The organism is Altererythrobacter sp. MTPC7 (assembly GCF_042851395.1).
In the GTDB taxonomy this organism is placed as follows: Bacteria; Pseudomonadota; Alphaproteobacteria; order Sphingomonadales; family Sphingomonadaceae; genus CAJXSN01.
The window spans coordinates 1-25,939 of record NZ_BTGS01000001.1 but is presented as its reverse complement, the minus strand read 5'-3'; the positions used below and the strand labels follow the sequence as shown (position 1 = coordinate 25,939).

Annotated in this window: 23 protein-coding genes and 1 pseudogene; 9 read left to right on the top strand and 15 right to left on the bottom strand. The window is 64.1% G+C overall.

Going from position 1 to position 25,939, the window contains the following annotated elements:
• Nucleotides 1-138 precede the first annotated feature (138 nt).
• Nucleotides 139-1,419, top strand: a complete 1,281-nt coding sequence (locus tag ACGHJ7_RS00120) for an MASE1 domain-containing protein (protein ID WP_390473561.1) — start codon at nucleotides 139-141, stop codon at nucleotides 1,417-1,419.
• Nucleotides 1,420-1,470: 51 nt separating this feature from the next.
• Here the strand turns inward: ACGHJ7_RS00120 and ACGHJ7_RS00115 are convergent.
• Both ACGHJ7_RS00115 and ACGHJ7_RS00110 read right to left on the bottom strand, forming a co-directional pair.
• Nucleotides 1,471-2,331: pseudogene (locus ACGHJ7_RS00115) on the bottom strand (OmpA family protein).
• A gap of 244 nt (nucleotides 2,332-2,575) precedes the next feature.
• Entirely contained in the window at nucleotides 2,576-3,157 is a 582-nt protein-coding gene (locus ACGHJ7_RS00110; RefSeq protein ID WP_390473559.1) for a pyridoxamine 5'-phosphate oxidase family protein, read from the bottom strand.
• Nucleotides 3,158-3,332: 175 nt separating this feature from the next.
• Between ACGHJ7_RS00110 and ACGHJ7_RS00105 the strand changes: the two genes are divergently transcribed.
• Both ACGHJ7_RS00105 and ACGHJ7_RS00100 read left to right on the top strand, forming a co-directional pair.
• Nucleotides 3,333-4,301: an RcnB family protein gene (locus ACGHJ7_RS00105; RefSeq protein ID WP_390473558.1), complete on the top strand. Its 969-nt coding sequence runs from the start codon at nucleotides 3,333-3,335 to the stop codon at nucleotides 4,299-4,301.
• A 130-nt stretch (nucleotides 4,302-4,431) separates the two neighbouring features.
• Nucleotides 4,432-5,103: a prolyl hydroxylase family protein gene (locus ACGHJ7_RS00100; protein ID WP_390473556.1), complete on the top strand. Its 672-nt coding sequence runs from the start codon at nucleotides 4,432-4,434 to the stop codon at nucleotides 5,101-5,103.
• 15 nt (nucleotides 5,104-5,118) lie between these two features.
• Here the strand turns inward: ACGHJ7_RS00100 and ACGHJ7_RS00095 are convergent, their stop codons facing one another.
• From ACGHJ7_RS00095 to ACGHJ7_RS00075, 5 genes are all read right to left on the bottom strand, one after another.
• The gene (locus ACGHJ7_RS00095; protein WP_390473554.1) at nucleotides 5,119-6,750 is read right to left on the bottom strand and encodes a lysine--tRNA ligase; all 1,632 of its coding nucleotides are present in this window, start codon (nucleotides 6,748-6,750) and stop codon (nucleotides 5,119-5,121) included.
• Between the two features lie 59 nt (nucleotides 6,751-6,809).
• Nucleotides 6,810-7,832 carry a fatty acid desaturase gene (locus ACGHJ7_RS00090; RefSeq protein WP_390473553.1) on the bottom strand — a complete coding sequence of 341 codons (1,023 nt, stop codon included), beginning with the start codon at nucleotides 7,830-7,832 and terminating at the stop codon, nucleotides 6,810-6,812.
• A 214-nt stretch (nucleotides 7,833-8,046) separates the two neighbouring features.
• On the bottom strand, nucleotides 8,047-8,586 hold the full coding sequence (locus ACGHJ7_RS00085) for a SixA phosphatase family protein (protein WP_390473552.1): 540 nt from the start codon (nucleotides 8,584-8,586) through the stop codon (nucleotides 8,047-8,049).
• Nucleotides 8,583-11,372 (bottom strand): ATP-dependent DNA helicase, encoded by a 2,790-nt coding sequence (locus ACGHJ7_RS00080; RefSeq protein ID WP_390473550.1) that lies wholly within the window; start codon nucleotides 11,370-11,372, stop codon nucleotides 8,583-8,585. Before ACGHJ7_RS00080 ends, ACGHJ7_RS00085 begins: the two co-directional genes overlap by 4 nt.
• 198 nt (nucleotides 11,373-11,570) lie before the next feature.
• Nucleotides 11,571-11,903 (bottom strand): hypothetical protein, encoded by a 333-nt coding sequence (locus ACGHJ7_RS00075; protein WP_390473548.1) that lies wholly within the window; start codon nucleotides 11,901-11,903, stop codon nucleotides 11,571-11,573.
• A gap of 317 nt (nucleotides 11,904-12,220) precedes the next feature.
• Between ACGHJ7_RS00075 and ACGHJ7_RS00070 the strand changes: the two genes are divergently transcribed.
• Both ACGHJ7_RS00070 and ACGHJ7_RS00065 read left to right on the top strand, forming a co-directional pair.
• The gene (locus tag ACGHJ7_RS00070) at nucleotides 12,221-12,619 is read left to right on the top strand and encodes a hypothetical protein (RefSeq protein ID WP_390473546.1); all 399 of its coding nucleotides are present in this window, start codon (nucleotides 12,221-12,223) and stop codon (nucleotides 12,617-12,619) included.
• A 42-nt stretch (nucleotides 12,620-12,661) separates the two neighbouring features.
• On the top strand, nucleotides 12,662-13,870 hold the full coding sequence (locus tag ACGHJ7_RS00065; protein ID WP_390473545.1) for a L,D-transpeptidase family protein: 1,209 nt from the start codon (nucleotides 12,662-12,664) through the stop codon (nucleotides 13,868-13,870).
• 21 nt (nucleotides 13,871-13,891) lie between these two features.
• Here the strand turns inward: ACGHJ7_RS00065 and ubiA are convergent, their stop codons facing one another.
• A complete protein-coding gene (gene ubiA / locus ACGHJ7_RS00060; RefSeq protein WP_390473543.1) occupies nucleotides 13,892-14,803 on the bottom strand; it encodes a 4-hydroxybenzoate octaprenyltransferase in 912 nt (303 codons plus the stop codon).
• A 133-nt stretch (nucleotides 14,804-14,936) separates the two neighbouring features.
• On the opposite strand from ubiA, the gene ACGHJ7_RS00055 reads away from it, so the two are divergent.
• From ACGHJ7_RS00055 to ACGHJ7_RS00045, 3 genes are all read left to right on the top strand, one after another.
• Entirely contained in the window at nucleotides 14,937-15,692 is a 756-nt protein-coding gene (locus tag ACGHJ7_RS00055) for a 16S rRNA (uracil(1498)-N(3))-methyltransferase (RefSeq protein ID WP_390473541.1), read from the top strand.
• A gap of 96 nt (nucleotides 15,693-15,788) precedes the next feature.
• Entirely contained in the window at nucleotides 15,789-17,159 is a 1,371-nt protein-coding gene (locus ACGHJ7_RS00050) for a glutamate--cysteine ligase (protein ID WP_390473539.1), read from the top strand.
• A 30-nt stretch (nucleotides 17,160-17,189) separates the two neighbouring features.
• Nucleotides 17,190-17,498 carry a putative quinol monooxygenase gene (locus tag ACGHJ7_RS00045; protein ID WP_390473537.1) on the top strand — a complete coding sequence of 103 codons (309 nt, stop codon included), beginning with the start codon at nucleotides 17,190-17,192 and terminating at the stop codon, nucleotides 17,496-17,498.
• An 18-nt stretch (nucleotides 17,499-17,516) separates the two neighbouring features.
• On the opposite strand, the gene ACGHJ7_RS00040 is transcribed toward ACGHJ7_RS00045, so the two are convergent.
• The 5 genes from ACGHJ7_RS00040 to ACGHJ7_RS00020 all read right to left on the bottom strand — a co-directional run bounded on the left by ACGHJ7_RS00040 (nucleotide 17,517) and on the right by ACGHJ7_RS00020 (nucleotide 23,330).
• A complete protein-coding gene (locus ACGHJ7_RS00040) occupies nucleotides 17,517-18,890 on the bottom strand; it encodes a methyltransferase family protein (protein ID WP_390473535.1) in 1,374 nt (457 codons plus the stop codon).
• A 91-nt stretch (nucleotides 18,891-18,981) separates the two neighbouring features.
• Nucleotides 18,982-20,325, bottom strand: coding sequence for a PQQ-binding-like beta-propeller repeat protein (locus ACGHJ7_RS00035; protein WP_390473533.1), 1,344 nt, complete (start codon nucleotides 20,323-20,325; stop codon nucleotides 18,982-18,984).
• Between the two features lie 20 nt (nucleotides 20,326-20,345).
• Nucleotides 20,346-21,143, bottom strand: coding sequence for a tetratricopeptide repeat protein (locus ACGHJ7_RS00030; RefSeq protein ID WP_390473531.1), 798 nt, complete (start codon nucleotides 21,141-21,143; stop codon nucleotides 20,346-20,348).
• A gap of 139 nt (nucleotides 21,144-21,282) precedes the next feature.
• Nucleotides 21,283-22,437 carry a glycosyltransferase family 4 protein gene (locus ACGHJ7_RS00025; protein WP_390473529.1) on the bottom strand — a complete coding sequence of 385 codons (1,155 nt, stop codon included), beginning with the start codon at nucleotides 22,435-22,437 and terminating at the stop codon, nucleotides 21,283-21,285.
• Nucleotides 22,434-23,330, bottom strand: coding sequence for an alpha/beta fold hydrolase (locus ACGHJ7_RS00020; RefSeq protein WP_390473527.1), 897 nt, complete (start codon nucleotides 23,328-23,330; stop codon nucleotides 22,434-22,436). The genes ACGHJ7_RS00025 and ACGHJ7_RS00020 overlap by 4 nt, the downstream gene beginning before the upstream one ends.
• Nucleotides 23,331-23,408: 78 nt before the next feature.
• Between ACGHJ7_RS00020 and ACGHJ7_RS00015 the strand changes: the two genes are divergently transcribed.
• Nucleotides 23,409-24,842: a protein adenylyltransferase SelO family protein gene (locus ACGHJ7_RS00015; RefSeq protein ID WP_390473525.1), complete on the top strand. Its 1,434-nt coding sequence runs from the start codon at nucleotides 23,409-23,411 to the stop codon at nucleotides 24,840-24,842.
• On the opposite strand, the gene ACGHJ7_RS00010 is transcribed toward ACGHJ7_RS00015, so the two are convergent.
• Together ACGHJ7_RS00010 and ACGHJ7_RS00005 are read right to left on the bottom strand one after the other, a co-directional pair.
• Nucleotides 24,814-25,353 (bottom strand): hypothetical protein, encoded by a 540-nt coding sequence (locus ACGHJ7_RS00010; RefSeq protein ID WP_390473523.1) that lies wholly within the window; start codon nucleotides 25,351-25,353, stop codon nucleotides 24,814-24,816. The genes ACGHJ7_RS00015 and ACGHJ7_RS00010 overlap by 29 nt on opposite strands.
• Nucleotides 25,354-25,445: 92 nt before the next feature.
• Nucleotides 25,446-25,652, bottom strand: coding sequence for a YadA-like family protein (locus ACGHJ7_RS00005; protein WP_390473521.1), 207 nt, complete (start codon nucleotides 25,650-25,652; stop codon nucleotides 25,446-25,448).
• Nucleotides 25,653-25,939 lie beyond the last annotated feature (287 nt).

Below are 25,939 nucleotides of genomic sequence, written 5' to 3'. Positions count from 1 at the left end.
CGGAGCGCTTTTCGGGCACGACCCGTAACCGCGCTCCGCCATCGATTTCCGCGCGGCCGGGAATGGGGACCCGGTGGCCCGTTCAAATCACGCTCATATCGGGTCTGGCATGACCTGATGCCACAAGGGGGCAATAGCGTGCAGGAACATTCGGACCGGGTGCAGCCATGGCTGGTTGCCGCATTCACGATCGGCTGGCTGGCATTTGCCGTCGCTGCGCTCGAACTGACGAGCGGCATGGACGGGATTGCCGCCGTCTGGCCGCCCAGCGGCATCTTCCTTGCCGGATTGCTGATCGCTCGACCGGCGAGCCGCATCTGGCTTATCGGCGGGACCGCTGCCGCATCGCTGGCTGCCAATCTCTGGGGCGAAGTCGGCCTGCTTGCCGCGGCAGGGTTCACCATCGCCAATCTTGCCGAAGGGATGCTGGGATACGCCCTGATGAACCGGCTCGGGGTGAACAGGCGGACTTTCGAAAACCCGGCCTCCCTCGCCATCTTCGCGGTGACGGCCATCGCGGCATCGCTAGCCAGTGCCACCATGGCAGCTGTCCTGTCGGGCAAGCTGGATATCCCGTTCTTCCTGTCCTGGGCCAGCACCGTCGCCCTTGGCATGCTGATCGTCACCCCGGTCATCCTGTTCCTGCTGCGCCCGGGTCATGCGGGGGCCGGCGGGCAGAGCTCGCTGTGGATCTGGACCGTCCTGCTTGTGGGGGGCTGCACCGTCATCGCCTTCGGACAGGCCGAATACCCGCTCCTGTTCCTGCCGATGGTGGCCGTCCTCTTTGCGACCCTGATGCACGGCCTGCGCGGAACCGCCATTGCGATCCTGGCGGTGACAGCCGTGGGATCGATCCTGACCGTTCTGGACCGCGGTCCGGTCAGCCTGTTTTTCGGCACGGTCGAGGAGCAGGTGCTGTATTTCCAGCTCTACCTCGTCGCGCTGCTGCTTTCGGTTTTCCCCCTGGCCGCTCTTCTTGCCCGACATCGCAAGGACCTGTTCCAGATCACCGACGACAAGCGCAAGCTGGAAGAGGCGGAGCGGATCGTGCGTTTCGGCCACTTCCATTACCGCAAGGCCGATGACCTCGTTGAATGGTCCGTGACAGCACGCGAGATTACCGGGCGAAAGCCGGAACGGACGCGCGGCCTCGCTTCCGTACTGGAATGCTATCACGAGAAGGACCGGGAGCGCGTGAATGGCGCAATCGAGACGATCCTGCGGACCGGCCTGCCATCCAACTTCGAAGCGCGCCTCGTCCGCCCTGACGGAAGCGTTCGCAAGATCGAAGGGCGAACGGAGGCCGGATATGACGAGGAGGGAGAAATCTGCGAACTGATCGGCACCATGCGCGACGTCACCGACGGCTACAGCTTCGCCTCGCGTTTCGCCGACCCCCAGACGCCGGACGTCGCCTGAGGGAATTCACCGGGCAGGACGCCACGCGCCCCGCCCGATACCATCGGATCATCAAAGACCCTCGGTCGCCTTGCTCACGAGGATATTCACGGCCACGCGGCGGTTCTGCGCCTTGCCGTATTCGGTCGTGTTGTCGGCTGCGGGATCGGCCTCTGCCATGCCGGTCGGGGTCAGCATACGCCAAGGCTTCCATCCGCAATTCTGCTGCAGGGTATTGACTACCCGGCCCGCCCGGCGCTCGCTGAGGACCTGATTGTAGTCCTGGCTTCCGTCGGCATCGGTGTAGCCGACGACCAGGAGCAGCGCATTGTCCATCGCGTCTGCCTGCTTTGCCGCTTCGCACAGCTTCAGGCGGTCCTGCTCGCCCAGCTTCCAGTCACCGGTATCGAAATAGACGTTGGTGGTGCCGCGAATGTTGTAATTGTCGATGTCGCCGACCCGTCCGCGCAGTGCCTCGGTCGCGGCGGTCTGTTCGGCGAAACCCTGAGCCGTGCCGGCCTAGATCATCTCCGCCAATTCAAGGTCGTCATTGCTGAGGCGGACCCGGCTGGCATACAGCGTTCCGCCGGCCTGCATCGTTTCGATCCACACGGGCAGTCCGTTCAAGAGCGCGGACTGATCCAGCGCCGTTCGGCCAAGGCCCAGGAACCCGCCCTTGCCGCGAATATCCGTCTCCTCGTTGATGGCGATGGTGGACCGCGAACCGTCACGCGCCGTGACCTGCATCAGATTGTCGCGGCGTGCCGTAATAACGCCTTCCACCTTGAGGCCTTCGACTGGCGCTTCTCCGTAAACGGTGGTGAGGACGACGTCCCCGGGCGCCTCCGCCTGCTGCGCCGAGAGGCCTGCTGCCGGTACGGCCAGCATACCGGCGAGGATCAGGCCCTTTGCCGCGATGAGATGGTTCTGCATAATACCTTCGTCCTTTCAATCATTCGGCCTTCCCACCCAAAAGGGATGGACGGCCGCAACTCCCCGTTGCGCCCCCATCTCCGGGCGACCCACAGCCGCCGCGAAACGTGGCGCAGGGCTGTCGCCGCCAACCTTTCGGCCAGGTGAACTACGCGCCGCATTGCGCATGAACGGTGGTTCGCCGGTGCGGGTTCCGGGATGAAGCGAGCCATTGGCGGCCGCTTTCACCGCAACAAGATACGGTTCAGGGGGCGACCCAATGGCCTTGCCAAGCGTCCCCTTGCCTCTCGAATCGCGCGCGCCGATGGCCTGTATGCGCAAGGGTGAACCAGTCGAGGGAGGCCAGCTTCACCAGCAGGACAGCGAAATTGGCGCGCGCAGGTCGCAGCGCCTCGTCATCCGGTTCAGAACCCTCGAACTGCTCGGGCAAACCGCTGGTTGGCGCATCGCTTGAAGCGCCGGGCCCCTCGCCCAGGTAACAGCGGCGGGCAAAATTGTTGCTTTCCGCCCACGCGGCGTCCGCAATGGGCCCGCCGCGCAGAACCTCGCCCGTACCTGTCAGGCGGAGTTGTAGCTTGCCCGGCTTGTCGTAGAGCAAAACCCCGATGCGAGGGTCGTTCTCGATGATCGCGACCTTCGGTGCGCGGGTGTCGGTATGGAACCGGAGCGTCCATGTCACCGGGTCGAATGCGCGTAGAACCATCGTGCGGACATCGGCATCCGCGGTGCCGACACAGGCCGTATGCATCGGCGACCGGCGATCCTGCGCCGCGGCGGTTAGACGGCTCGCCAAATCATTTCGGACTTCATCGAGAGTTTCGAGCATTTACACCTCCCGCCCGAACCGCCATCCGCTGTCAAGAGTTCAGGAAACCGCGCCTAAACCTGAACAGGAGCCGTAACCCTTTGTTCAGAATTGGCTCACCGACTCCTTTGTATCACCTGTGTATCAAAAACGCCGCAACAGGGTGGGCGCGGCTCAGCACAAGGGGAACCGAAAGGTGACTATCCAGAAACTGTTAGAAGCGAGCGGGCTCACCGCATTGGCTGCGGCCATGGCTTTCGCGGCCGTGCCCGCACAGGCTGAAGCGGCAGAGGCCGAGCAGCGCGCCGATCGCCAGCGTGGCGGCGGAGACAATGCAAGGCAGAACCGCGGCAATCGCGGACAGGCCCGCGCAGAACGACGCCAGGCCAACCGCCAGCAGGCGCGGCAGGACCGCCGCACCGAAAGCCGGCAAACCCAGTCGCGGCGCGATGTCCAGCGCCAGATTGCAGCACAGCGTTCTGCCGAGCAGACACAGCGTGTCCGTCGAGAGCGGACCGAGCGTCCGCGTATGGCGCAAGAGCAGGCCCAGCCAGCTCGGGCTCAGACACGTGAGCGGGTCGAACGCAAGGCGGAACGCCGGGTCGAACGGCGCACCGACCGGACGGAGAACCGCACCATCAGGCGCGGTGCCTACCAGGCCGGACGCCGCGATGGGCGGGTCGCAGAACGCCAGCGCGACCGGGTAGAGGACCGCCGCATCCGCCGCGATGGCTACCGCGAAGGCCAGCGCGATGCGCGCCGCGGCGACCGCTACGATAGCCGGGACGCACGCCGTGATGGTTACCGCTCCGGTTACCGCCAGGCACGCCGGGATTATCGTGGCGGCGACTATCGCAGGTGGAACACCCGCTGGCGTCACGACCGCCGCTACGACTGGAATCGCTATCGCTATTCGAACCGCAGTCTTTTCCGTCTTGGCCGGTACTACGCACCATACCGCAATTACCGGTACAGCAGGATCAATATCGGGTTCTTCCTCGACGCGGGCTTCTATGGCAGCCGCTACTGGATCAACGATCCGTGGTCCTATCGCCTGCCGCAGGTCTACGGCCCCTATCGCTGGGTCCGCTATTACGACGACGTGCTGCTGGTGAACATCTATACCGGTCAGACCGTCGACGTCATCTACGACTTCTTCTGGTAAAGCTTGCCGGAAAAAATACAGCAAGGCCCCCGCCGGTTCATACCGCGCGGGGGCCTTCTCCTTTCCGGGCCATAATGCCGGTCAGGTGTATCTTGCCCGCAGCAACAGCCGCGCTAGGATTGACGTCATCATGACGACCGCGACAACCAGCCCGCCCGACCAGGATGCCCTCGCGCGCATCGGCAAGACCGTTCGCAACCGGCTGGATGCCGACCCAAAAGTTTACCGCGTTCCGACCGACCTCGCGGAAATCTATGCGATCGGCGACTTCCTGTCGGAAAGCGAATGCGCGCGCCTGCGCGAGCTCATCGACCTCGTCGCCCAGCCCAGTCGCCTCCACGAAAGCGCCTATGTAGAAGGGTTTCGCACCTCCTATTCAGGCAATTTCGACAGCAACGACCCATTTGTACGCGGAATCTCGCGCCGCATCGACGACCTGATGGGCCTGCCGGGCGAACTGGGCGAACGGATGCAGGGACAGCGTTACCTCAAAGGCCAGCAGTTCAAGCCGCATCACGACTTCTTCTACCCGACCGAAGAATACTGGAAGGCCGAACGCAAGCGCGGCGGGCAGCGCAGCTGGACCGCGATGATGTTCCTGAACGAAGTCGAGGCCGGGGGCGCGACCAATTTCACCAATGTCGGCATCGATATCGAGCCGAAGCCGGGGGTGCTGCTGATGTGGAACAACCACTCGCCTGACGGGACGCCCAATGAAGACACGCTTCATGCAGGTACCCCGGTCGAGGCGGGCGAGAAATATGTCATCACGCGGTGGTACCGCGTGCGCAAATGGGCCTGACGCCTCTAGGAAGGCTTACCGGCCCAGCGCCTGCCCTATCAGCTTGCGGGTGTTGTCGATCCCGTACAGCTTGATGAAGCTGCCCATGCGCGGTCCCTGATCTGCCCCCAGCAGGATCTGGTAAAGCGCAGCGAACCAGTCGCGCAGGTTCTCGAAACCGTAGGTCTCCGACTTCCCGATCTTGTATACCTTGGTCTGCAGATCCTCGGCACTGATATCGGCAGGCGCTTCGGCAAGCTCCCGGTCCAGCTCTTCCAGCGCGGCCGCTTCCGTTTCGTTCGGGGAACGGCGGTTCAGCGTCGGCGCGATGAAGTCGCGGTTATAGGCCAGCGCATTGTCGATCAGCTCGTCCAGCCGCGGATGACGCCCGGGATCGGCATCGAGGACGTAGTTCGCAAGATACGACCAGACCTGCGTCTTGTCCGCCTCCGCGCCCAGCACCCCGACCAGGTTCAGCAGCAATGCGAATGTCACCGGCAGGCTGTCGCCGGCACCGGGCGCCTCCGTGCCTTCGAAACCGCCATTCGCGCGCAGCAAGTGCCACGCAGGGTTGCCCAGCTGCTTGTCGATCGGCTGCTCCGCCAGTCTTTCGCGGAAAGCCCAGTAATCGTCCACCGCCCGCGGGATCACGCCGCCATGCAGCTGCTTGGCGCTTTTCGGATTGGGGAAGATGTAGAAGCCGAGGCTCTCCGGCGAGCCGTAATCGAGCCACTGCTCGATGGTCAGGCCGTTGCCCCTGGACTTGCTAATCTTCTCTCCATTCTCGTCGAGGAACAGCTCGTAGATCAGTCCTTCCGGCTTGCGCCCGCCCAGCACCTTAGCGATCTTGCCGGACTGGATGCCCGTGTCGGTCAAATCCTTGCCGTACATCTCGTAATCGACGCCCAGCGCGACCCAGCGCATGGCGAAATCCACCTTCCACTGCAGCTTGGCCATGCCGCCCAGCGCAGACTGTTCGACGACCGTTCCGTCCTCGTCGGTGAAGCGGATCGTGCCTGCTTGCGCATCTACCACCTCGACCGGGACCTGCAGCACATGGCCGGTCGACGGACTGATCGGCATGATCGGCGAATAGGTCGCGGCGCGTTCTGCCCTGAGGGTGGGCAGCATGATGTCGAGAATGGCCTGGTTGTTGGCGAGGACACTGCGCAAGGCATCGTCGAACCCGCCCGAATTGTAGACCGTGCTCGACGCGATGAACTCGTATTCGAAACCGAACTGGTCGAGGAATTCGCGCAGCTTCGCATTGTTGTGATGGGCAAAGCTTTCATGCCCCGCATCGAACGGATCGGGGATGCGGCTGAGCGGCTTGTGCAGGTTCGCGGCGAGCATTTCCTTGTTCGGCAGGTTTTCCGGGACCTTGCGAAAACCGTCCATGTCGTCGCTGAAGGCGATCAGGCGTGTCTTCCCGTCCTCCGGCCGCGCGCCGATCAGCGCCTCGAAAGCGCGGCGGACCAGAGTGGTGCGAAGCACTTCCTGGAACGTGCCGATATGCGGCAGGCCGCTGGGTCCGTAACCCGTTTCGAAGACGATCGGCGAACCGTCGGCTTTCGCTCCGTCCGGATAGCGTTTCAGGAGGCGCTGCGCCTCCTGAAACGGCCAGGCCTTGGAAGAACGTGCGGCGTCGATCAGGTCTTGCATACTCATGGGGCGAGCCATGCCACGCTGCGCCCGTGTTGCAAGTGCGAAGTGGAGCGTAGACGCGCTCAGGCGGCGGCTGTTGTCATCCGCTTCGCCTCGCGGAAGCTGACCATGCGCTGCGTTTCATCACACCACAGTTTCAGGCGAAACGCCTTCACGCTGTCCCAAAGCGTAATCCGGCTGACCTGGTCCAGCCCGTCATTCGCCTTCATCGCTTCGCCTAGCCGGTAGAAGGGGATCTTGCTCGACAGGTGGTGGATGTGGTGGATGCCGATATTCGCGGTGAACCAGCGAAGGACGGGCGGCAGCGCGTAGTGCGAACTGCCGTGCAGGGCCGCGTCGTGGAAAGACCAGACATCGCCATCCTTCCATGATGTCCCCTCGAACTGGTGCTGGACGTAGAAAAGCCAGACGCCCGTCGTCGTCGCGACGAGGAAGATGGGAATGTGGACGAGCAGGAAATTCTGCCAGCCGACGGCCCAGATCACCCCTGCGATCACCAGTGCCAGTGTCGTATTCGTGCCCATGGCACTCAGCCAAGGACGCCAGCCATTCTTGCGCTCCCCCAGCGGAAAGCGGTGGCGCAGCAGGAAAAGGTACGTCGGCCCAACGCCCAGCAGGACAATCGGATGGCGGTACAGGCGATACCGGAACCGGCCGAAAGCGGACAGGCTGCGGTATTCGCTGACCGTAAGCGTATCGACATCGCCGATCCCGCGAGCCGACAGATTGCCGGAACTCGCATGATGGCGCGCATGGGCACGGCGCCAGGAATCGTAAGGCGTGAAGGTGAAGATGCTGACCACGCGCCCCACCCAGTCGTTCGCCTTGCGGCGGCGGAAGAACGCCCCGTGCCCGCAATCGTGCTGGATCAGGAACATGCGCAGGACCAGCAGGCCGGCCGGAATGGCAAACAGCAGCGTCAGCCAGTATCCGACCGAAAGCGAGGCCCACGCAGCAAGCCAGAGCGCGATGAAAGGCGCGACGGTCTGGACGATTTCCCACACGCTGCGCCCGGTCCGCGGACTGGCGAATACGGACAGGTCTTTCAGCAGGTGACGGGGATCGATCGAGGCAGATTCGGTCATGGGTCTTCTTTGGCGGGATTCGGTTAAATTACCAACTCATTCCCGCCCGGTTTCACCCGCCTGACCGGTTGGTAGAGCCGGTGCAGTGACGAATGGCGAGAAGTCGGGGATCGGGAAGAACCGGGCTGGATAGTTGCGGCTACACGCCGCGCCATGGCTGTGGCCTTAACTGGATGAAGATGCGCAGCAAATGCGGACTACGGATCCGAACGGACTAGTCGATCGGGCCCAATTGCGGATCGAGATCGCGCGGACGCTTGAAATGGACAATCTCGGCGTTTTCGCCGCCGAGGTCCGACCAGTCCTCTATGTCGATTTCCAGGACCGCAAATGCGGCCGTCGGGAACTTGACGCTAGCTTCGTCGAAATGCGTGTTCTCCCGTGCAGGGGCGACCAGCATCAGGAGCAGGTCCTGCAATCCCGGATTATGGCCCATGACGAGCACGGACGTACTGTCCCCGGCATTCTCCCTGACGACATCGACAATCGTCTCCGCGCTGGCGAGATAAAGAGCGCGGTTCCACGCAGGCTCTATATAGATGCCGGATGCCTCCAGCGTGCGCTGGACCCGTTCCGCAGGGCTGGCCAGCAGCAGGTCCCACGCGATGTTTTCACGCCGCGAATAGTCGGCAATGTGCTTGCCCATCAGCGCCGCCCCGCGCCGTCCGCGGTCGTTCAGCCCGCGATCGAAATCGCGCTTCGCCAGATCGTCCCAATCCGATTTGGCATGCCTGAAAATGGCGAGGCGTTTCATAGGCGGTCCAGGTCTTCCCGTGCATTGCCCGTCCCGTCGGCGGGCTGGTTGTCGTGCGTCGTCGGCGGTCCGGCGCTCACTCTCGCCAAAGCCTCGTCGAGTGTCAGCCGTATGACAGGTGTGCCGTCGGGGAAAGCGCTTAGAAGCCTGCTGGGAAAGGCGGACGACAATACGATGAAGTGCCCGGCGTCGTCGCGGCTGCGGATCAGGCGCCCGAATGCCTGCGCCAGCCGGGCGCGGATAATCCGGTCGTCATACCGTCCACCGCCGCCTTCCTCGTCGCTGGCGGCCAGCCTTCGCGCGCGGTGCAGGATGGTGGGGCGCGGCCACGGCACCGCCTCCATCACCACGCAGCGCAGGCTCTCCCCCGGCACGTCGACACCATCGCGCAAGGCATCGGTGCCCAGCAGGCTCGCCTTCGGATCGTCGCGGAAGATATCGGTGAGGGTTCCTGTATCGATCGGATCGACATGCTGCGCGAACAGCGGAAGCCCGGCCCGCGCGAGACGGTCGGCAATGCGAGAATGCACGGTGCGCAGCCGCTTGATCGCGGTGAACAATCCCAGCGTCCCGCCGCCCGCCGCTTCTATCAACCGGCCATAGGCACCCGCCAGCGCAGGCAGGTCGCCGCGTCTGATATCGGTCACGATCAGGACCTCGGCGCGGCTGGCATAATCGAACGGACTGGCAGCACTCGCTGTCCTGGGAACGAGGTCGATATGCCCTGCTCCGCTCCGGCGGACCGCGTGCGGCCAGTCTTCCCCGACCGTCTCGCCTTCCCGCGCCCGGTCCGTCAGCGTGGCGCTGGTCAGCATGACGCCGTGCGCCTGTTCCAGCACGACCTTGGCGAAGGGATTCATCGGATCGAGCCAGCGGCGATGAATGCCGATGTCGAATTCGCGGGCCTCGTTTCGCTCGACCGCGAACCAGTCGACGAAGTCCGGGTCTGCCGGGCCGCCCAGCCGGGCCAGCAGCGATTCCCACGCCGCGACCAGATCGATCCGCCATTGCATCGAATGCCGCGCACCCTCGATTCTGGCCCGTCCCTGCCCGTCGAGCCAGTCGGGCGCGTCTTCCAGCACAGCCTCCAGCCGCGATGCCAGGGTCATCAGGGGCTGGCGTATGGCGGCGAGCGCTTCCTGCGCCCGCTGGGCCGCATCGACGAGCGGACCGGGCAGGTCGGCCACTTCAGTCTCTATGCCATAGCCCGCATCCTGCGCGCCGCTTTCGTCCCGCGCATAGGCCGTGGCCCGGACCTGGCCCAGCAGCGATTCTATCGGGCCGAGCGGCGTTCCTTCTGCGAGGCGCGCGATCCAGCCATCGGACGGCAGCGCGCCGGCGGCCTCGATTGCAGCCTCCACCGCCTCGCCGCCTGCGTCGTCGTAACTGGCAACATCCGCCAGACGGGCCGCGAGCCCTCTTCGGCGCCCCCGGCTGTTTCGCTCCGGACCGATGATCCAGCGACGCAGTTCTATCGCCTCCTGCCCCGTCAGTGCGGCGGCAAAGGTGCTGTCGGCGGCATCGAAGACGTGATGACCCTCGTCGAACACGATCCGCGTCGGTGGCTGGCCCTGATGCCGCCCCCGTGCAGCATTGATCATCACCAGCGCATGATTGGCGATGACGAGATCGGCCTGTGCGCTGGCCCGGGCACTGCGCTCGATGAAGCATTTGCGGTAATGCGGGCAGCCGGCATAGATGCACTCGCCCCGCTGGTCCGTCAGGGCCGCGATCCCGCGCTTTCGGAACAGCGTGCCGAGCCAGCCGGGAAGGTCGCCGCCGATCATGTCGCCATCGGCGGTGTAGGCGGCCCAGCGCGCGACCAATTGCGCCAGGATGGCAGGCCTTCCGCTGAACCCGCCCTGCAGGGCGTCCTCCAAGTTCAGCAGGCAGAGATAGTTCTCGCGTCCCTTGCGAACGACGACAGGCTGCGAACCGTCCCCGCGCGTTTCCGGCCACGCCCGGCGGCTTTCCCGGCGAAGCTGGCGCTGGAGATTCTTGGTATAGGTACTGATCCACACCGTCCCGCCACTTTGCGCGGCCCAATGCGCCGCGGGGGCAAGGTAGCCCAGCGTCTTGCCGATGCCCGTCCCCGCCTGCGCCAGCAGGACATGGGGCCGGTCCCGCCGGGAGCGCGGGGCGAAAACCTGCGCGGCATCGGCGGCGTATTTGCGCTGGCCCTCCCGCTGTTCGGCCCCCTCACCTGTCAGGCGGGCAAGGCTTGCCGCCACGGCCTCCTCGGTAATGGCGACCTGCCGCGGCTGGGGGCGTTCCCCTGCCTCTTCCCATTCGGGCAGACGGCTGAAAAGCCATTTCTCCGCCTTTTGCGGTTTCTCGATATTGGGCGCCACGACCTGGGCCCACGGCCAGCGAAGCCTGGTCAGCGATTGCACGGCGCTCCACGCGCCCTCTCGCTGCTGCCAGTCCGGGCTGCTGCAGGTATCCACCAGGCTGGCTGCGGCCCGCTGGAGGAATTCGGGAACCGCGTCATCGGTTGCGGGCGGCTCGATGGCGAGCGCCTGCGCCAGCCCCTTCGCCGTGGGCACGCAGAACTGCGCCGGATGGACGAAAGCGTAAAGCTCCAGAAGGTCCAGGCCGTTCAGGTCGGGATAGCCAAGCCGTGACGCGACCAGCGGAGCATTGACCAGCAATACCGGGGTATCGGCTGCACGGTTGATGGCCTCGCCCTTGGAACACCCGCGCGTCGCGCCATTGGCATCGCGCAGCCAGATGCCGCCATGGCTTGCATGAAGGGCGGGAAGCGGAATGGAAGGGAGGGTCGCCATGCGGTCCGCTGGATGCGCCGGACAGAACGAAAAGTAAACACAGCGAACGGCTGCTGGACACTTCGTCAGGCCGAAACGCCGACTTCCCCGCAACTCGCACGATCCGCCACCGTGGCAGGATCATCGGCAACCAGAAAGCAGAAGGCCCCGTTCCGACTTGCGAAACGGGGCCTTCGAATGCTCGATAGAAGCGGACTATCAGACCGAGATCGGCTCGTCGTCGTCATCGCTGTCATCGAGGATCAGGATCGCGCCGACGATGGCCGCGATACCGAGCAGCGCGGGCAGGATCCAACCTGCACCGCCCGTTTCCACTACGGGTTCTGCAACCGGCGCGGGTGCCGGGGCAGGAGCCGGTGCGGTTGCCGGAGCAGGCGCAGCGTTACCGACCGGCAGGACACAGCCCTGCAGGCCGCCCTGACAGGCTACCGCTGCCTTCGCACCGGGCGAAGCCATTGCGGGTGCGGACGTTGCACCGATCAGCGCAATCGCGCCGAAGGTTGCTGTCGTGATTCTCGAAAAACGCTGCATATAATCTTTCCCCAAGTCGAATTGACGGCCAGCCGATTTGCCAGTGAAAGCCTGGCTTCCGCCCCACCGCGGACAGACCCTATACCGTATTGCCAAGAGAAAGTTCCCGAAAATACGGAATTTTTCCGGATATTGGTCAAACCCTCGCTTCCGGGGAGTAAAGCAGCGCAACGGCGACGGCACGCAAACGGCCGCAACTTGCGAAATCGATGATTTGCTGGAACCTTTTCTGCCGGTTAGCTATTGTGAGGTTGCAGCCGGGGGAGAATTCCGGCCAATTCGTAGATACTCATGTCCATCACTGGAGGATCAGAGCCGTGAAGAAAATCCTTGTTACCGCCGCCGCCGTCGCCCTTGGAGCAGCCGGTGCAACCGGCGCCGCCGCACAGGGTATGCCTATGGGCGAAGAACTTTACGGCCAGACGGTCCAGGTCCGTTCGGCTGACGGCACGCTCAACACGATCCGCTTCGGCGCCGACGGCAATGCCGTGATCAGCGGGCCGAACGTCGCTCCCGTGAATGCACGCTGGGGCGTTTCGGGCAACCAGCTCTGCCTCCAGGCGAGTGGTGCGAGCGAGTGCTGGAACTACGCGCAGCGTTTCCAGGCCAACCGCACCGTTTCGCTGTCGAGCTCGTGCGACACGACTGCCCAGTGGACTGCCCTGGGTGTGGCTCCGACGCAGACTGCACAGCCCGTCCTTCGCGAACGCGGCTAAGCTTTAAGCCTCTGTCAATTTACGTTTTCCTAGGGTTTCCCGATGTTGTGTAAATTGACCCTTGCCGCCATTTTTACGGCCATTCCAGCGGCGCTGTCGGCTCAGTCGGCAGCGCCGCTCGGCGTATCCCCTGTAACCACGCCTGCGGTCGAGATGCATTATTCCGATGCATCGCTTATAGCTCCGCCGACGGACGAGTTCCTCGCGATGTTTCCGAGCGCAACGCGACTGCCGGACAATCCGCTGGCCGTCGGCATGGAAGCTGCCCTGGCGCGGTTCGACGCCGAGTGGGGCAGCCTGCCGGCCATCACCTTGGAGGAGGGATCGACCCTTGCGCCTGGTGCGACCGGCGACCGTATTGCTCGCCTGCGTGAACGCCTTGGCCTGTCGGCTGGCATAGAGTTCGACAACGAACTGGCCGCGCGCATCGCGGATTACCGCGCCGCGCATGACCTGCCCGTCAGCAACCGGATCGACAACACGCTGGTCGCATCGCTCAATCGCGGGCACGCCTATTATCGTGCCTTGGCAGACCTCAACCTGCGCCGCTTCAAGCTGCTGCCCAGCGACCTAGGCGAACGATACGTCATCGTCGACCTGACAACGCAGGAATTGCGAATGGTCGAAAACGGCCAGACTGTCGACCGGATGAAAGTCGTCATCGGCAAGCCTTCCACACAGACGCCGGTGATGGCCGGCGTGCTGCGCTATACGGTCCTCAATCCCTACTGGAACGTCCCGTACGATCTCGCGCAGGATAATGTCGCCCGCAAATACCTTGCGCAGGGACGGCCCTATCTTCGCCGCACCGGGTTCAAGGTCCTCGACGATAACGGCAAAGTGATGGACCCGGGCGCAGTCGACTGGAAAGGCGCTGCTAACGGAGACGTCAAGATTACCGTGCGTCAGGATCCCGGTCCCGGCAACGGCATGGGCGCTGCCAAGTTCATGTTTCCCAATTCGCTCGGCATCTACCTGCACGATACTCCGTCACGCGCCCTGTTCGACCAGGAAGAGCGCATGTTCAGCGCAGGCTGCATCCGTGTCGAGGATTACGCGCGGTTCGGATCGTGGCTTCACGGAGCCATGCCGACCGCGTCCGGCAATGCGGCCGAACAGAGGGTCGACGTGCCCGACCCCGTGCCGGTTTACGTAACCTATTTCACGGCGGTGCCGACGGAAACGGGTTTCGAGTTCCGCGAGGACATTTACGGGCGCGATGCCCCGCGGCTGGCGCTGGCCGGAAACTGAGCCACCGTCCAGGTTCGGGGCTTAGCCCACTCCGGCATTTCCCGTGACGAAGCATGCGGCGGCGACCAGACCGCCTGCAAAACGGTTGCTTCGGAAACGGGCGAGCGGATTGTTCGGATCGTCGGCATCCAACGTTGCGACCTGCCACGCGAGGTGCAATGCAGCGGGAAGCAGAGTGAGAACCGCAAGCCAATCGCCGCGATAAAGCCAGAAAGCGAGCGCCCACAGGGCGAGCGCTCCGGTATAGAACGCTGCCACCCCGCCCCGGACCGCGCCGCCCAGGCGCAAGGCGCTGGACCGGATGCCGACAAGCGCATCGTCTTCCCGGTCCTGCAGCGCATAGATCGTATCGTAGCCGATCACCCACAGCGCCGCTCCGGCATACATCGCCGCCAGCGCGTCCCAGTTGTCTAGGCGTAGTTCCGTCCACCCAACCAGCAGCCCCCAGGTGAATACCATGCCCAGCCATGCCTGCGGCCACCAAGTGATGCGCTTCATGAAGGGATAGGCCGCCACCAGCACCAGGCTGGCAAGCGCGACCAATTGCGCCGGCATGCGCAATTGCAGCAGGACGACCAGCCCGGCGAGGCACAATGCCAGCAGCCATATCCACGCCGTCCTGCGGCTGACACGCCCGCTTGCCACCGGCCTGCTGGCCGTACGCGCGACCTTGCGATCGAGTTCGGCATCGACGATGTCGTTATAGACACAGCCAGCCCCGCGCATGGCGATGCTCCCCAGCAGCAACCAGCCAAGGAGCGCCAATTGCCAACCCGCCCCCGCCAGCCATACGCCCCAGGCGCACGGCCAGAACAGGAGCCACCAGCCGATCGGCCGGTCGAAACGCGCAAGCTGGGCAAGATCGCGCGGCAATTGGGGCAGGCGCTCGACAAGGCCGCGATGTTCGGTGTCGGGAACAACATCGTCTGTCATTCGGCCTGTCTCCCCTGTCCGGGCGTGGTTCTTGCCTCGTTGCGCAGGACATTAGCGGTTGCCCGGCAATACGATGGCGATCGCGTTCGCCAGCCTCTAGCGATTGCCGCACGGCACGTCTAACGCGTTTCCCATGCCCGCCACACCTGCTTGGCCACCGCGCAGTGCGCCCCGTCTTTTCGTCGACACCCCTGTCGGGGAAGAGACGATCTCGATCGAGGGAAACCAGGCGCACTATTTGGCGCGGGTCATGCGTATCTCGCCGGGCGATGCAGTCGTCCTGTGCGACGATGCGACCGGCGAATGGGCATGCGAGGTGAAAGAGACCTCGAAGCGTTCGGTACTGCTCGAACCGGTTCGAAAACTGCGCGAGCGCGAGGCCGTGCCGGATGTTTGGCTGTGCCCTGCCCTGCTCAAGAAAGACCGGTTCGACCTTGTGCTGGAGAAGGCGACCGAACTCGGCGTGGCCCGCATCAGGCCGATCGTCGCGCGCAGGAGCGTGGCTGACAAGCTGAACCTCGACCGCGCCCGGACCGTCACCACGGAAGCGGCCGAGCAATGTGCGCGAACCGCGCTTCCGGTTCTCGATAATCCCGTATCGCTGAAAGACCTGCTCAAGGCCTGGCCCGAAGATCGCGCGCTTTTCTTCGCGGACGAACTCGGCGGCGCGGATGCTGCCTCCTCGTTCTCCGGAGTAAACGGACCCGCGGCCATTCTGGTCGGACCGGAAGGCGGTTGGGACGATGCGGAACGGGAAGCCATTCGCGCCCATCCCTCGGCGCGCCCCATCTCTCTCGGCCCGCGCATCCTGCGGGGAGAAACCGCCGCTATTGCAGCGCTGTCGATATGGATGGCGACTGCCGGAGACTGGCACCACACACAGGCCTGATGCGGGAACCTCGTTCCTGCCGGACAAGGCCGACGGTTTCAACGCGCAACCGAATTTCCTTTGCCTCTCGGTTCAACTTTCCTAACGAACCTGACCATGAGCACGCGCGAGGCCAGCGACCGGTCCGATCCGGTCATCGAAAGCCGCGACCAGTTGGTCGCCCCCATGATCGCCGGAGAGAAGTCCAAGGCCGACTGGCGGATCGGTACAGAGCACGAAAAGCTCGTTTTCCGTACCCGCGACCATGCCGCCCCGAGCTATAACGAACCGAACGGCATCCGCGACATCCTGCTGTCGCTGCAGGAATTCGGATGGGAGCCGATTACCGAAGCCGGAAAAGTCATCGCGATGAAGGGGGTCGACGGCACGGTCAGCCTCGAACCCGCAGGCCAACTGGAATTGTCCGGAGCGCCTCTGGAATCGCTCCACGAGACCTGCAACGAGACGGGTCGCCACCTCGACCAGGTGAAACAGATCGGGGCGAAATCGGGCGTCGGTTTCCTCGGTCTCGGCATGTGGCCGGACAAGACGCGCGAAGACCTGCCCGTGATGCCGAAGGGGCGTTACGAGATCATGATGCGGCACATGCCCCGCGTCGGCAATCTCGGGCTCGACATGATGCTGCGGACCTGCACCATCCAGGTCAATCTCGACTATTCCAGCGAAGCGGACATGGCGAAGAAGTTCCGTACCGGCCTGGCGCTCCAGCCGCTTGCTACGGCGCTGTTCGCCAATTCGCCGTTCACGGAAGGGAAGCCGAACGGATACCTCTCCTATCGCAGCCACATCTGGTCGGACACCGATCCGCACCGCACCGGCATGCTGCCTTTCGTTTTCGAGGACGGCTTCGGCTACGAACGCTATGTCGACTACATGCTCGACGTGCCGATGTATTTCGTTTTCCGCGACGGAAAATACATCGATGCGGCCGGCATGAGCTTTCGCGACTTCATGAAGGGGGAATTGCCCGCCCTGCCCGGCGAATTGCCGAGCGAGAACGACTGGTGGGACCACCTGTCGACCGCCTTCCCCGAAGTGCGCCTGAAAAGCTTCCTCGAAATGCGCGGTGCGGATGGCGGCCCGTGGAGCCGGATCTGCGCCCTGCCTGCGCTTTGGGTCGGTCTGCTGTATGATGACAACGCGCTCGACGCGGCATGGGACCTGGTGAAGGACTGGTCGATGGAAGAGCGCGAGGAACTGCGCAATACAGTGCCCCGCCTTGCGCTGGACGCTCCCGTGCCGGGCGGCGGAACCCTGCACGACCTTGCGCGCGACGCACTGGCGATCGCCCGCGAAGGCCTCGCCGCGCGGGGCAAGTTGGGCCAGAGCGGCGATAACGAGACCGGCTTCCTCTCGACTCTCGACGAAATTGTCGAAACCGGCAAAGTCCCCGCCCAGCGCCTGCTCGACAAGTATCACGGCGAATGGAACGGCGACGTCAGCCGTGTTTACAAATACAGCTTCTGAGCGACACAGACTTCACGACAGGACCTGCGCATGATCCAGATCAACGGTACGCTGACCCTCGCCCCCGGCACCCTCGCGGACTCTCCCGCCACGCTGGAGGCGATGAAGACCATGGTGACCGCATCACGCGCAGAAGACGGCTGCATCGCCTATACATTCGCGCAGGATCTTACCGATCCGGACAGCATCGTGATCGTCGAGAGGTGGCGCGACGGCGAAGCGCTGGCCGCTCACGGCGCCTCGGCCCATATGGCCGAGTTCCGGAAAGTGATGGCCGAGCACCCGCCGCTGTCGCGTGATCTCACCATGTACGAAACGGACGACGGCAAACCTATCTGAGGCCTTACACCCGTCCGATCATTCCGCGGGCGCTTCCATCACCGGGCCGCGCGGTCGCAGCCACTTGCTAAGACGGGCAAGCCGTGCGGTAATCACGCCGTTCTCTTCCATCCATGCGTAGTATTCGCGGTACTTCGCATCTTCGCGCAAGAGATGCGCCTCCTCCGTCCGGGCGCGCCAGTAATAGATCGCGCTGACGCAGCCGAGGAAAAAGGTGTTGCGGATCATGTCCACCGGATTGCCGCTCGAAACGATGAACGGGAAGGTCGCGCACCACCAGAACAGGTTTTTCGAGACGTAGGCCGGATGCCGCGTCCACTTGTAAGGACCATTCGTGATGACCCCGCGATAGGTGAGATTGGAGAACCGGATCCCGAAGACGACGGTCGCCCAAGCATAGATCGCGGTGAGCAGGATCAGCCACGAACCCCATAGCGACAATGCCATCACATTGCCCTCGAACACGCCGCCCCAGCCGATCGTATCGACTTCATAGGCCAGGATATTGCCGAGGATGCCCCACGCAAATGGCGGGTAACAGATCAGCGCCGCCACCCAGCCGCCGAGGAACGGGTTTCCGCTGCGGATATGGGCATCGAGGGGGCGCATCGTCAGGAGGTAGCCGACCGTGCCGATCTGCACGTCGATGACGAACAGCAATTCGATGAGGAAGAGCGAAAGGCGGAAGGGATCGTTCGCCAGCTCGCCGAACTGCCCGTTCACGATGACCGCGAAACCGCCGGGCAGGATCGAAATCATGAAGGCGGCGAAGAACCCCTTGATGATCCAGCTGCGCCAGTGCTTCTTCACCTCGTCCGGATCGTAGGCTTCGCGGCCGAGCAGCATGGCGCCGAAATGCCATGCATGGTCGCGCGGATTGACCATCACGCGGTCGATCCACAGCACGTAAGGCACGCTCAGGACGATCAGCGGAACGATGGCGGCGCCCAGCACTTCCATCGCAAAAAGATACCGGCCGTCCCAGTACCACCGCGCCAGGCAGTAAAGCCCGGCGATGATCGCCCAGGTGGCCCACAGTCCTGCCAGTTTCACGATGGAGACATCGCGAATGTCGGCAATCTTGCGCGGGCGCGACCAGTCTATTCCGGTGGAGGCCCGCAAGTGCACCTTGTCGACCAGCAGCGACCAGACCACCATCGGGCCGCTGGTGAAGAAAAGGGCCGCCAGCGCCGCATAGGGGCCGGAAAGCGGGGCGCGCGGTCCCGGGATGCCTATCGCTTCCGCGATTCCTGCATAGTTTCGGCAGAACAGGATCCACAGGGCAAGGCCCAGCAGTCCGGCAAGGCCGACGCCCGCCGATACGTCGCTACGCGGCCGAGAGGCTGGCACGTGCGCCGTGTCGGTCGAAGCTGTTCGGGCGGAATCGCGCATGACGATCCCCGTACCCGCAAAGGGTTAATCGCAGGAAAAGATCGCCCGAGGCGTCCCGAAATGAACGCGCTCCAGCAGCAATTCCTAACGCCTAGCGAAAGGCGTGGATGGTCCCGCTGTCGTCGAGGATATACATGGTGTTGTTGACCACGATGGGCGGCACGCTGACAGGCTCCTTCAGATCCTGAAACAATGCGGCCGAACCCTCACCCGTGCTGAGGCGGTAGATCTCGCCTTCGCTGCTTGCGACCCACAGGCTGCCCCCTGCGAGGACGGGACCGGTCCAGAAGATCGGTCCTTTCTTGTCCTTCTCGTCGCGATACTGGGCAAGCTGCGTTATCCAGCGCACCTTGCCGGTAGAACGCGCAATCGCCAGCATCCGGGCATCGTCGGTCAGAGTGAATATCCACTCGCCTGCGATGGCCGGAGTCGAAATTCCGGCAAGGCTCAATTCCCAGATGCGCTGCCCGGTCACCAGTTCGTAAGCCGCCATTCGGCCTCCCTGGCCGAGCGCATAGACCCGGCCTTCGTCGATGATGGGATCGGCATCGATATCGGTCAGGGAGCCGACCTCGGTGCTGATCGACGTCAGCGCCAATGCGTCGGACCACAGCACGCGGCCGTTTTCGTACCGATAGGCCGAAAGCTCGCCGGAGCTGTATCCGGCGATGATGGTGCCCTGCCCCGCCGCCGGTGAAGCCACACCGAACACACCGGCCTGCGCGACCGAGCCCGATTCCTGCCACGCGACGTCGCCGGTATTGGCGTCGAGAGCGAAGATGCGATTGTCCTGCGACATCACGAAGACGAGGTTGAAGGCCACCGTCGGCGCATCGCGCAGCGGCCCTGCGGGAGTGCTCGTCCACAGGATCTCGCCATTGGCGGCGTTCATGGCTGCGACCTGCCCCACGCCGTTCGTGGCGTATACCTTGCCACCGTCGAAGGCGACGCCGCCGCCATAGGCAGCCTGGCGAATGTCGCTCGGCACGTCCATCCGGGTCTGCCAGCGGCGGGCCCCGGTCTGCGCGTCGAAGGCGTGCACCGTGCCGTCGGTATCGATCGAGAACAGCGTGTTGTTCCCGACGACAGGCGCAGCCCCCAGTCGCTTGCGATTGCTGCTGCCGGCAATCTGCGCGGTCCATGCCTTCTGCGGCGTGTCGGACAGGGTCAGATGGCCGTTCGACTTGGAGGCATTGCCGCCCGCCTGCGTCCATTCGGTATTCGTCCGCGCCGGGGGCAGGACAACCGACACACCGGCCAGCGCCGGGTCCACCTGCGCTGCCTGGTCGATGCGGGAAAGCACCGGTTTGCGCTCGCCCAGCGTCGGCGTGTCTTTCGTGTCGTCCCCGCCGCCGAACAGGCCGCCCGCGCAGGCGGTCAGGCTGACGGACAGGAGGCCGGCAACCATGGCCCGCGTTTTATTGGATGTGGTCATTGTCACCTTGCCTTTGAAAGTCATTGCGCGCCCTGCGGCGCTGCTTGCGGAGCCTGTCCTGCGGGACCGCTCAATTCCTCGATCACTTCGTCCACATCCTCGATCGCGTCGACGCCCAGCATGCCCGCCATCTGGCGTGCCCGGCCGCGGAGGCTTTCGGGAACGGTGTCGTCCTTGGCGATCTGTCCGAACAGCGCGCCAGCCTTCTCGGTATTGCCCTGGTCGAGATAGGCCATCGCGACCAGTTCTCCGGCGCTGCCGAAATAGGGCTCGCCGGGCTTCGCCATGCTGCCGAGTTGCTCGACCACCTGGGCCGAAGGCATATCGTCGAAACGAACGGCGACTGCCCTGATCCTGGCGAGGCCGCGATAGGCTTCCGGAGCGTCGGCGTCGTCGGCGACCTGCCCGAACAGTTCGGCAGCCTTTTCCGAATTGCCCGACTGGGCTGCAGCACCCGCCTGAAGCATCAGGGCAGACGCCTTCACCGCGCCCTCGCCTTCTGCAACCAGCGGGGCCACGGTCTCGCTCGCCGTGTCGAGATTGCCGGCCTGAAGCTGGTCGAGCGCGGCAACGATGGTTTCGCTTTCCTGCTCCATCGCCTGCTCCTGCTGCGACTGCCAGAACAGGTAACCGCCGAAGGCCAGCAGTCCGACGACCAGCAGGCCCAGAAGCGGGCGCCCGTAGGTGCGGCCGAAATTCTCGAATTGGTCCTTGCGAACAGCCTCGTCGACCTCGCGGACCATGACATCGTCTTCAGCCGCCTTCTTCTCGGCTTTAGCTTCGGCGGTCTGCGTGTTGCGATTGGGTAAGAGAGCCACTTGGGGCACGTATCCTTGACTTGAGAAATGGTTGCGCGCGGTCTTAAACCATGAGGGGCGCAATTCAATAGAAGTGGCGGTTAACCGCCAGTGAAGCTGTGGACCCGGTTGCGCGACTGGTCCGATGGACGCAGCCCCGTCAGGTCAGGCCGTCCCGCCCCATCGCGCTGGAATACAGGCGGCGATAGGTCGCAATCATCTGCTTTTCATCATAATTCGCCCTCGCCCGTTCGCGGTTTGCCGCGCCCACCACCTGCCGCGACTTCGCATCGGTAGCCAGCGCCTGCAACGCATCGCCCAACGCGGCAACATCCCCCGGCGGGACGATGAAAGGCTGGTTTTCCGCAGAAACCATATCGGCGATGTCGCCGACCGCCGGAGCCGCAACGGGCAGGCCTGCGGCCATCGCTTCGACGACCGAGATCGGGAATTGCTCGCTATCCGAAGAAAGCGCGAAGATGTCGAACAGGCCGACATAGCGCGCTGGGTCCGGAGCGAAGCCGGGAAGGTGGACGCGGTGCGAGATATTCTGAGCCTCGGCCTCGGCGCGGATCGCCCTTTCTTCCGGCCCGTCGCCTACGATAACGAGCTGCCATGGCTCGGGCAGTTTCGCGAATGCCCGGACCAGAGCTGGCAGGTTCTTGACCGCTCTCAGCCCGGCGAGCGTCCCGACCCAGAATTCGTCGCGGTGCTTGACCACGCCGCGCAGCGCATCAGGCTTCGGTTTCTTGCCGAATGCCTTCGTATCGATGCCGTTGGGGATGCGCTTCACCCGGCCGATCGGCTGCTGCCATTCTTCCAGGGCGATCTCTTCGAGCGTCTCGGAAGGAACGACCAGGCCGTTCGATTTGCCCAGCGCAATCCGGCGATACCACGTGCGCAGCCATTTGCGCTTGACCGCTTCATCCTCGCCGAAGCCGTCTTCGTGGTGGATCAGCGGCGGCAGGCCCAGCGCGTCCTTGAACAGGGTATGCGCCATCACCGCGTCCATGGCGCCCCAATTATAGGTCAGCACCAGCGAATGGGCGGCCATACGCTTGGCGATGGACTGCAACCGGCCCAGTGTCGGGCGTCCCTGCAAGGAAGGGAAATCCTTGGGGTAGGTGACATTCGCACCGCGCGCGATGGCAGAGGATGCGCCGTAGGCTCCCTCCACTGCCGATACGATGGAGTGCTGAACCTTGGGACCGAAGGCATTGATGAGGCGCGCGCAGCGCAGTTCCTTGCCCCCGGCATCGAAGGTCGATTGAAGGTGCAGCAGGCGCGGCGGAAGCGCATCCTTCGCGGTCGTCACGTAGTTTTCTCCAGCAGCCGGTCGATTGCGGCCAAGACTTCCGGCTCGTCCAGCATGGGTGCATGCCCGCAGCGCTTCACCGTCACCAGTTCCATATTCGCGTGTCTTTGCGCCATCCGCTCGGCCGTTTCAGTCGTCAGAAGGTTGGAAAGCTCACCCCGCACCAGCAGCAGCGGGACCTCGCCCAATGCATCGAAAGCCGACCAGAGGTCCGGCGGCGCGGCATTGGCGGGCGCCTGGTTGAAGGGTTCTGCGATGGCCATGTCGTAATCATAGACCAGTCGTCCGCTCTGTCCCGCGACCAGTGTCCGCTTGGCCATGTCGAGCCAGTCTTCGATCTCGAAATCGGGATGCGCGTCGTCGTGGGTTTCCTTCAGCGCGCGGGCTGCATGCATCCATGTGGGATAGCTGCGGCCCTGCCCCAGATAGCCGCGTATCCTGTCTATGCCGGACGGGTCGAGGTCGGGCCCGATATCGTTCAGGACAGCACCGACGATCCGCTGCCTGCCTGCTGCGGCGTCCGCGGCAGCGATCATCATGGTCATCAGACCGCCCATCGAGGTTCCGATGGAGATGAATGCGTCGATGGCCTCCTCCGCCAGCAGTGCCTCGACATCGGCGACATAGGTCGCGGGCGAATAGGTGCTGCTGTCGGGCGCATAATCGCTGCGCCCCCGCCCGCGCATTTCCGGGACGATCACGCGCCGCCTTGCACTCAGACGCAAGGCCAGCGAAGCGAAGTCGCGGGCATTGCGGGTCAGGCCATGAAGGCACAGAACCGGGGGCAGGTCGTGCGCCTCCTCCGGCCCGGGATAGTCGCGAAAATGCAGGGTCAGTCCGTCGGCGCTCTGCCAGGTCCGGTGGGCGTAGGGCGTTTCCATCGTGTCGTGCATTTTCCGGATCATAGGGGATTTCGGCATGCGAAGGCCATGTTGCTTGCGCCCCGCGGTTCTGGTCCCCACTATCGCGGCATGCAATCCGATCTGCAAGACGCCGCAGGCAATGTGCCATACCGCCCGCAGCGAACTATCGAGGAAGTGTCGGCTTGGCTGGCCGATCCGGTCGATGCGGCGGACTTCCCGCAGACGGTCCTGCGCTTTCGCAACGACCGGGCCGCCGCACAGGTGGGGCTTGCCGACCTGACCGACGAGCAGTGGCTGGCCCATTTCGGCGGGTTCGAGCCGCTGGAAGGTAGCCTGCCGCGCCCGCTGGCCCTGCGATATCACGGTCACCAGTTCCGCACCTACAACCCGGAAATCGGAGACGGCCGGGGATTCCTGTTCGCCCAGCTTCGAAGCCGAAACGGCCGACTGATGGACCTGGGGACAAAGGGATCGGGCACCACCCTGTGGAGCCGCAGCGGCGACGGGCGCCTGACCTTGAAAGGCGCCATGCGCGAGATCCTCGCCACCGAAATGCTGGAGGCGCTGGGCGCCTACACATCGCGCACATTCTCGGTGGTGGAGACCGGAGAGGCGCTGGAGCGCGGAGACGAGCCATCGCCCACGCGCTCCGCCGTGATGACGCGCCTCAGCCACGGCCATATCAGGATCGGCTCCTTCCAGAGACTGCTGGCCCTCGAGGAGAGCGAGCACATGGAAGCGCTGGTCGCTTACTGCCTGAAAAACTTCCCCGGCCCTCCTCCGCCAGGAGATGCACCGGGACGCAGCGAGCCCGCCGTGCAATTGCTGCACCTGGTGGTCGAGCGCATGGCCGACCTGGCTGCCAGCTACATGGTCGCAGGCTTCGTCCATGGCGTGCTGAACACGGACAACATGAATATCTCGGGCGAGAGCTTCGATTACGGACCGTGGCGCTGGCTTCCCCGGTGGGAGCCGGGCTTCACCGCCGCGTATTTCGACCACCAGGGCCTTTATGCCTTCGGCCGCCAGCCGGAGGCGATGCACTGGAATTGCGGCCAATTGGCGGTTGCCTTGCGCTTGGTGGCCGATGCGCCCCCGTTGATCGCTGCGCTCGAGCGTTTCGGCCCGCTCTATGCCGAGAACGTGGCGCGGCGCTGGTGCTGGCGCCTCGGCGTGCAAAGCCGGGGCCCCGAGGCCGAAGCTGCCCTGGTGGCGGCGAGCGAGAAGGAATTGCGGGAAGGCGGCTGGCAGCCGGACGCGTTCTTCTTCGCCCATCGCGGCGGCCGTGGCGCAGAAGGCGAACTGGCCGCTGCCTTCGAGAATTACGAGCCGGCCGGAGCGGACCATCCATACTGGAATGGCGACGCCCCGGAATCGATGCTGATCGAAGAAGTGGAAGCGATCTGGTCAGCTATCGACCGCGAAGACGACTGGGGTCCGCTGAACGCGAAGGTCGAAGCCCTCAGGCAGATGGGCGAGGCGCACGGCCCGGCGCCCATGCCCGCAGGCCATGTCAGCTATCCCGCTGCTCCAGCATCTTGAGCGGAATGATATCGCTGCCGTAGATTTTCCAACGGCCCTGCTCCCACTGGTAATACAGATCGAAACCGATGGCCCGGGGGCGGAGCTGGAACAGCCCCTGCACACGGAAAATCCCGTCCTGCATCACCTGCGGTGCCTGGGTATAGGTCGGTGGAACCAGCAGGGTCGTGGACAGGTCGAGACCGGTTGCGCGCAGTCCTGAAAAGACCTGGGCCAGCTGGGCAGGCGGATTGCCGATCTGGAAAGCCTGCGAACCTGTCTGACGAAGGACCGAATAATTGCCGGTACGATTGGCATTTTCGACCGTGATCATCGTCGACCAGATCAGCTGGGACATCTCCAGCTGCCCCGGAACCGGCCGTATTGCCGGCGGTGCATCGATGCTGGGGCGCGCCACTTGCTGCGCCATTTGGATGGAAGCCGTCACATCCTGAGCGGCCGCTGGGGTTGCCAGCACGATGCCTGCCGCCATGCTCGTACAAACGCCGAAAGCTGGGAAACGTGTTTTCATTGCAAGGTCCCGGATACAAAAATGCCGGGGCGCAACTGGCCCCGGCATCTTATGCTCAGGCACGCATGGGCGTGGCCTGAATGACGATTGGCTTACCAGGCGACCTGGAAACCGCCACGTGCGCCGACTTCGCCGCTGTCGAAGCCGACACCGAGACCGGCGGAGACCGAAGCGTTGGTGCCGACGCGAGCCGAGAAGGCCATCGTACCGGCAGCGCGGTCTTCGAAGTAACCAATGCCGCCCGACAGGCCGAAATTGGTGCCGGCCGGAAGCATCGGGCTTTCCATGGCGAGAGCCATTGCGACACCTTCGTTGGCACGCTCGATCGCTTCGCTGTTGGCAGCCGTCTGGCCGAACAGCGTGTTGATCTGTGCCGTCTGGTTGCTGGTCAGCGTCTGCAGGGCAGCGACATCCCAAGCGACCGCTGCGACCGAAGCCGAGGTAGCGATACCGGTGGTCAGGCCCAGCGTGCCGTTGGCGTCAGCGGTGACGAAGTTGAGATCATCCGTCTGGAGCGCCGACTAAGACACCGATCTCGTCTAAAAACGAGATCGCGCCAACAGTGGTAAACTCCATCGAGCCGAAA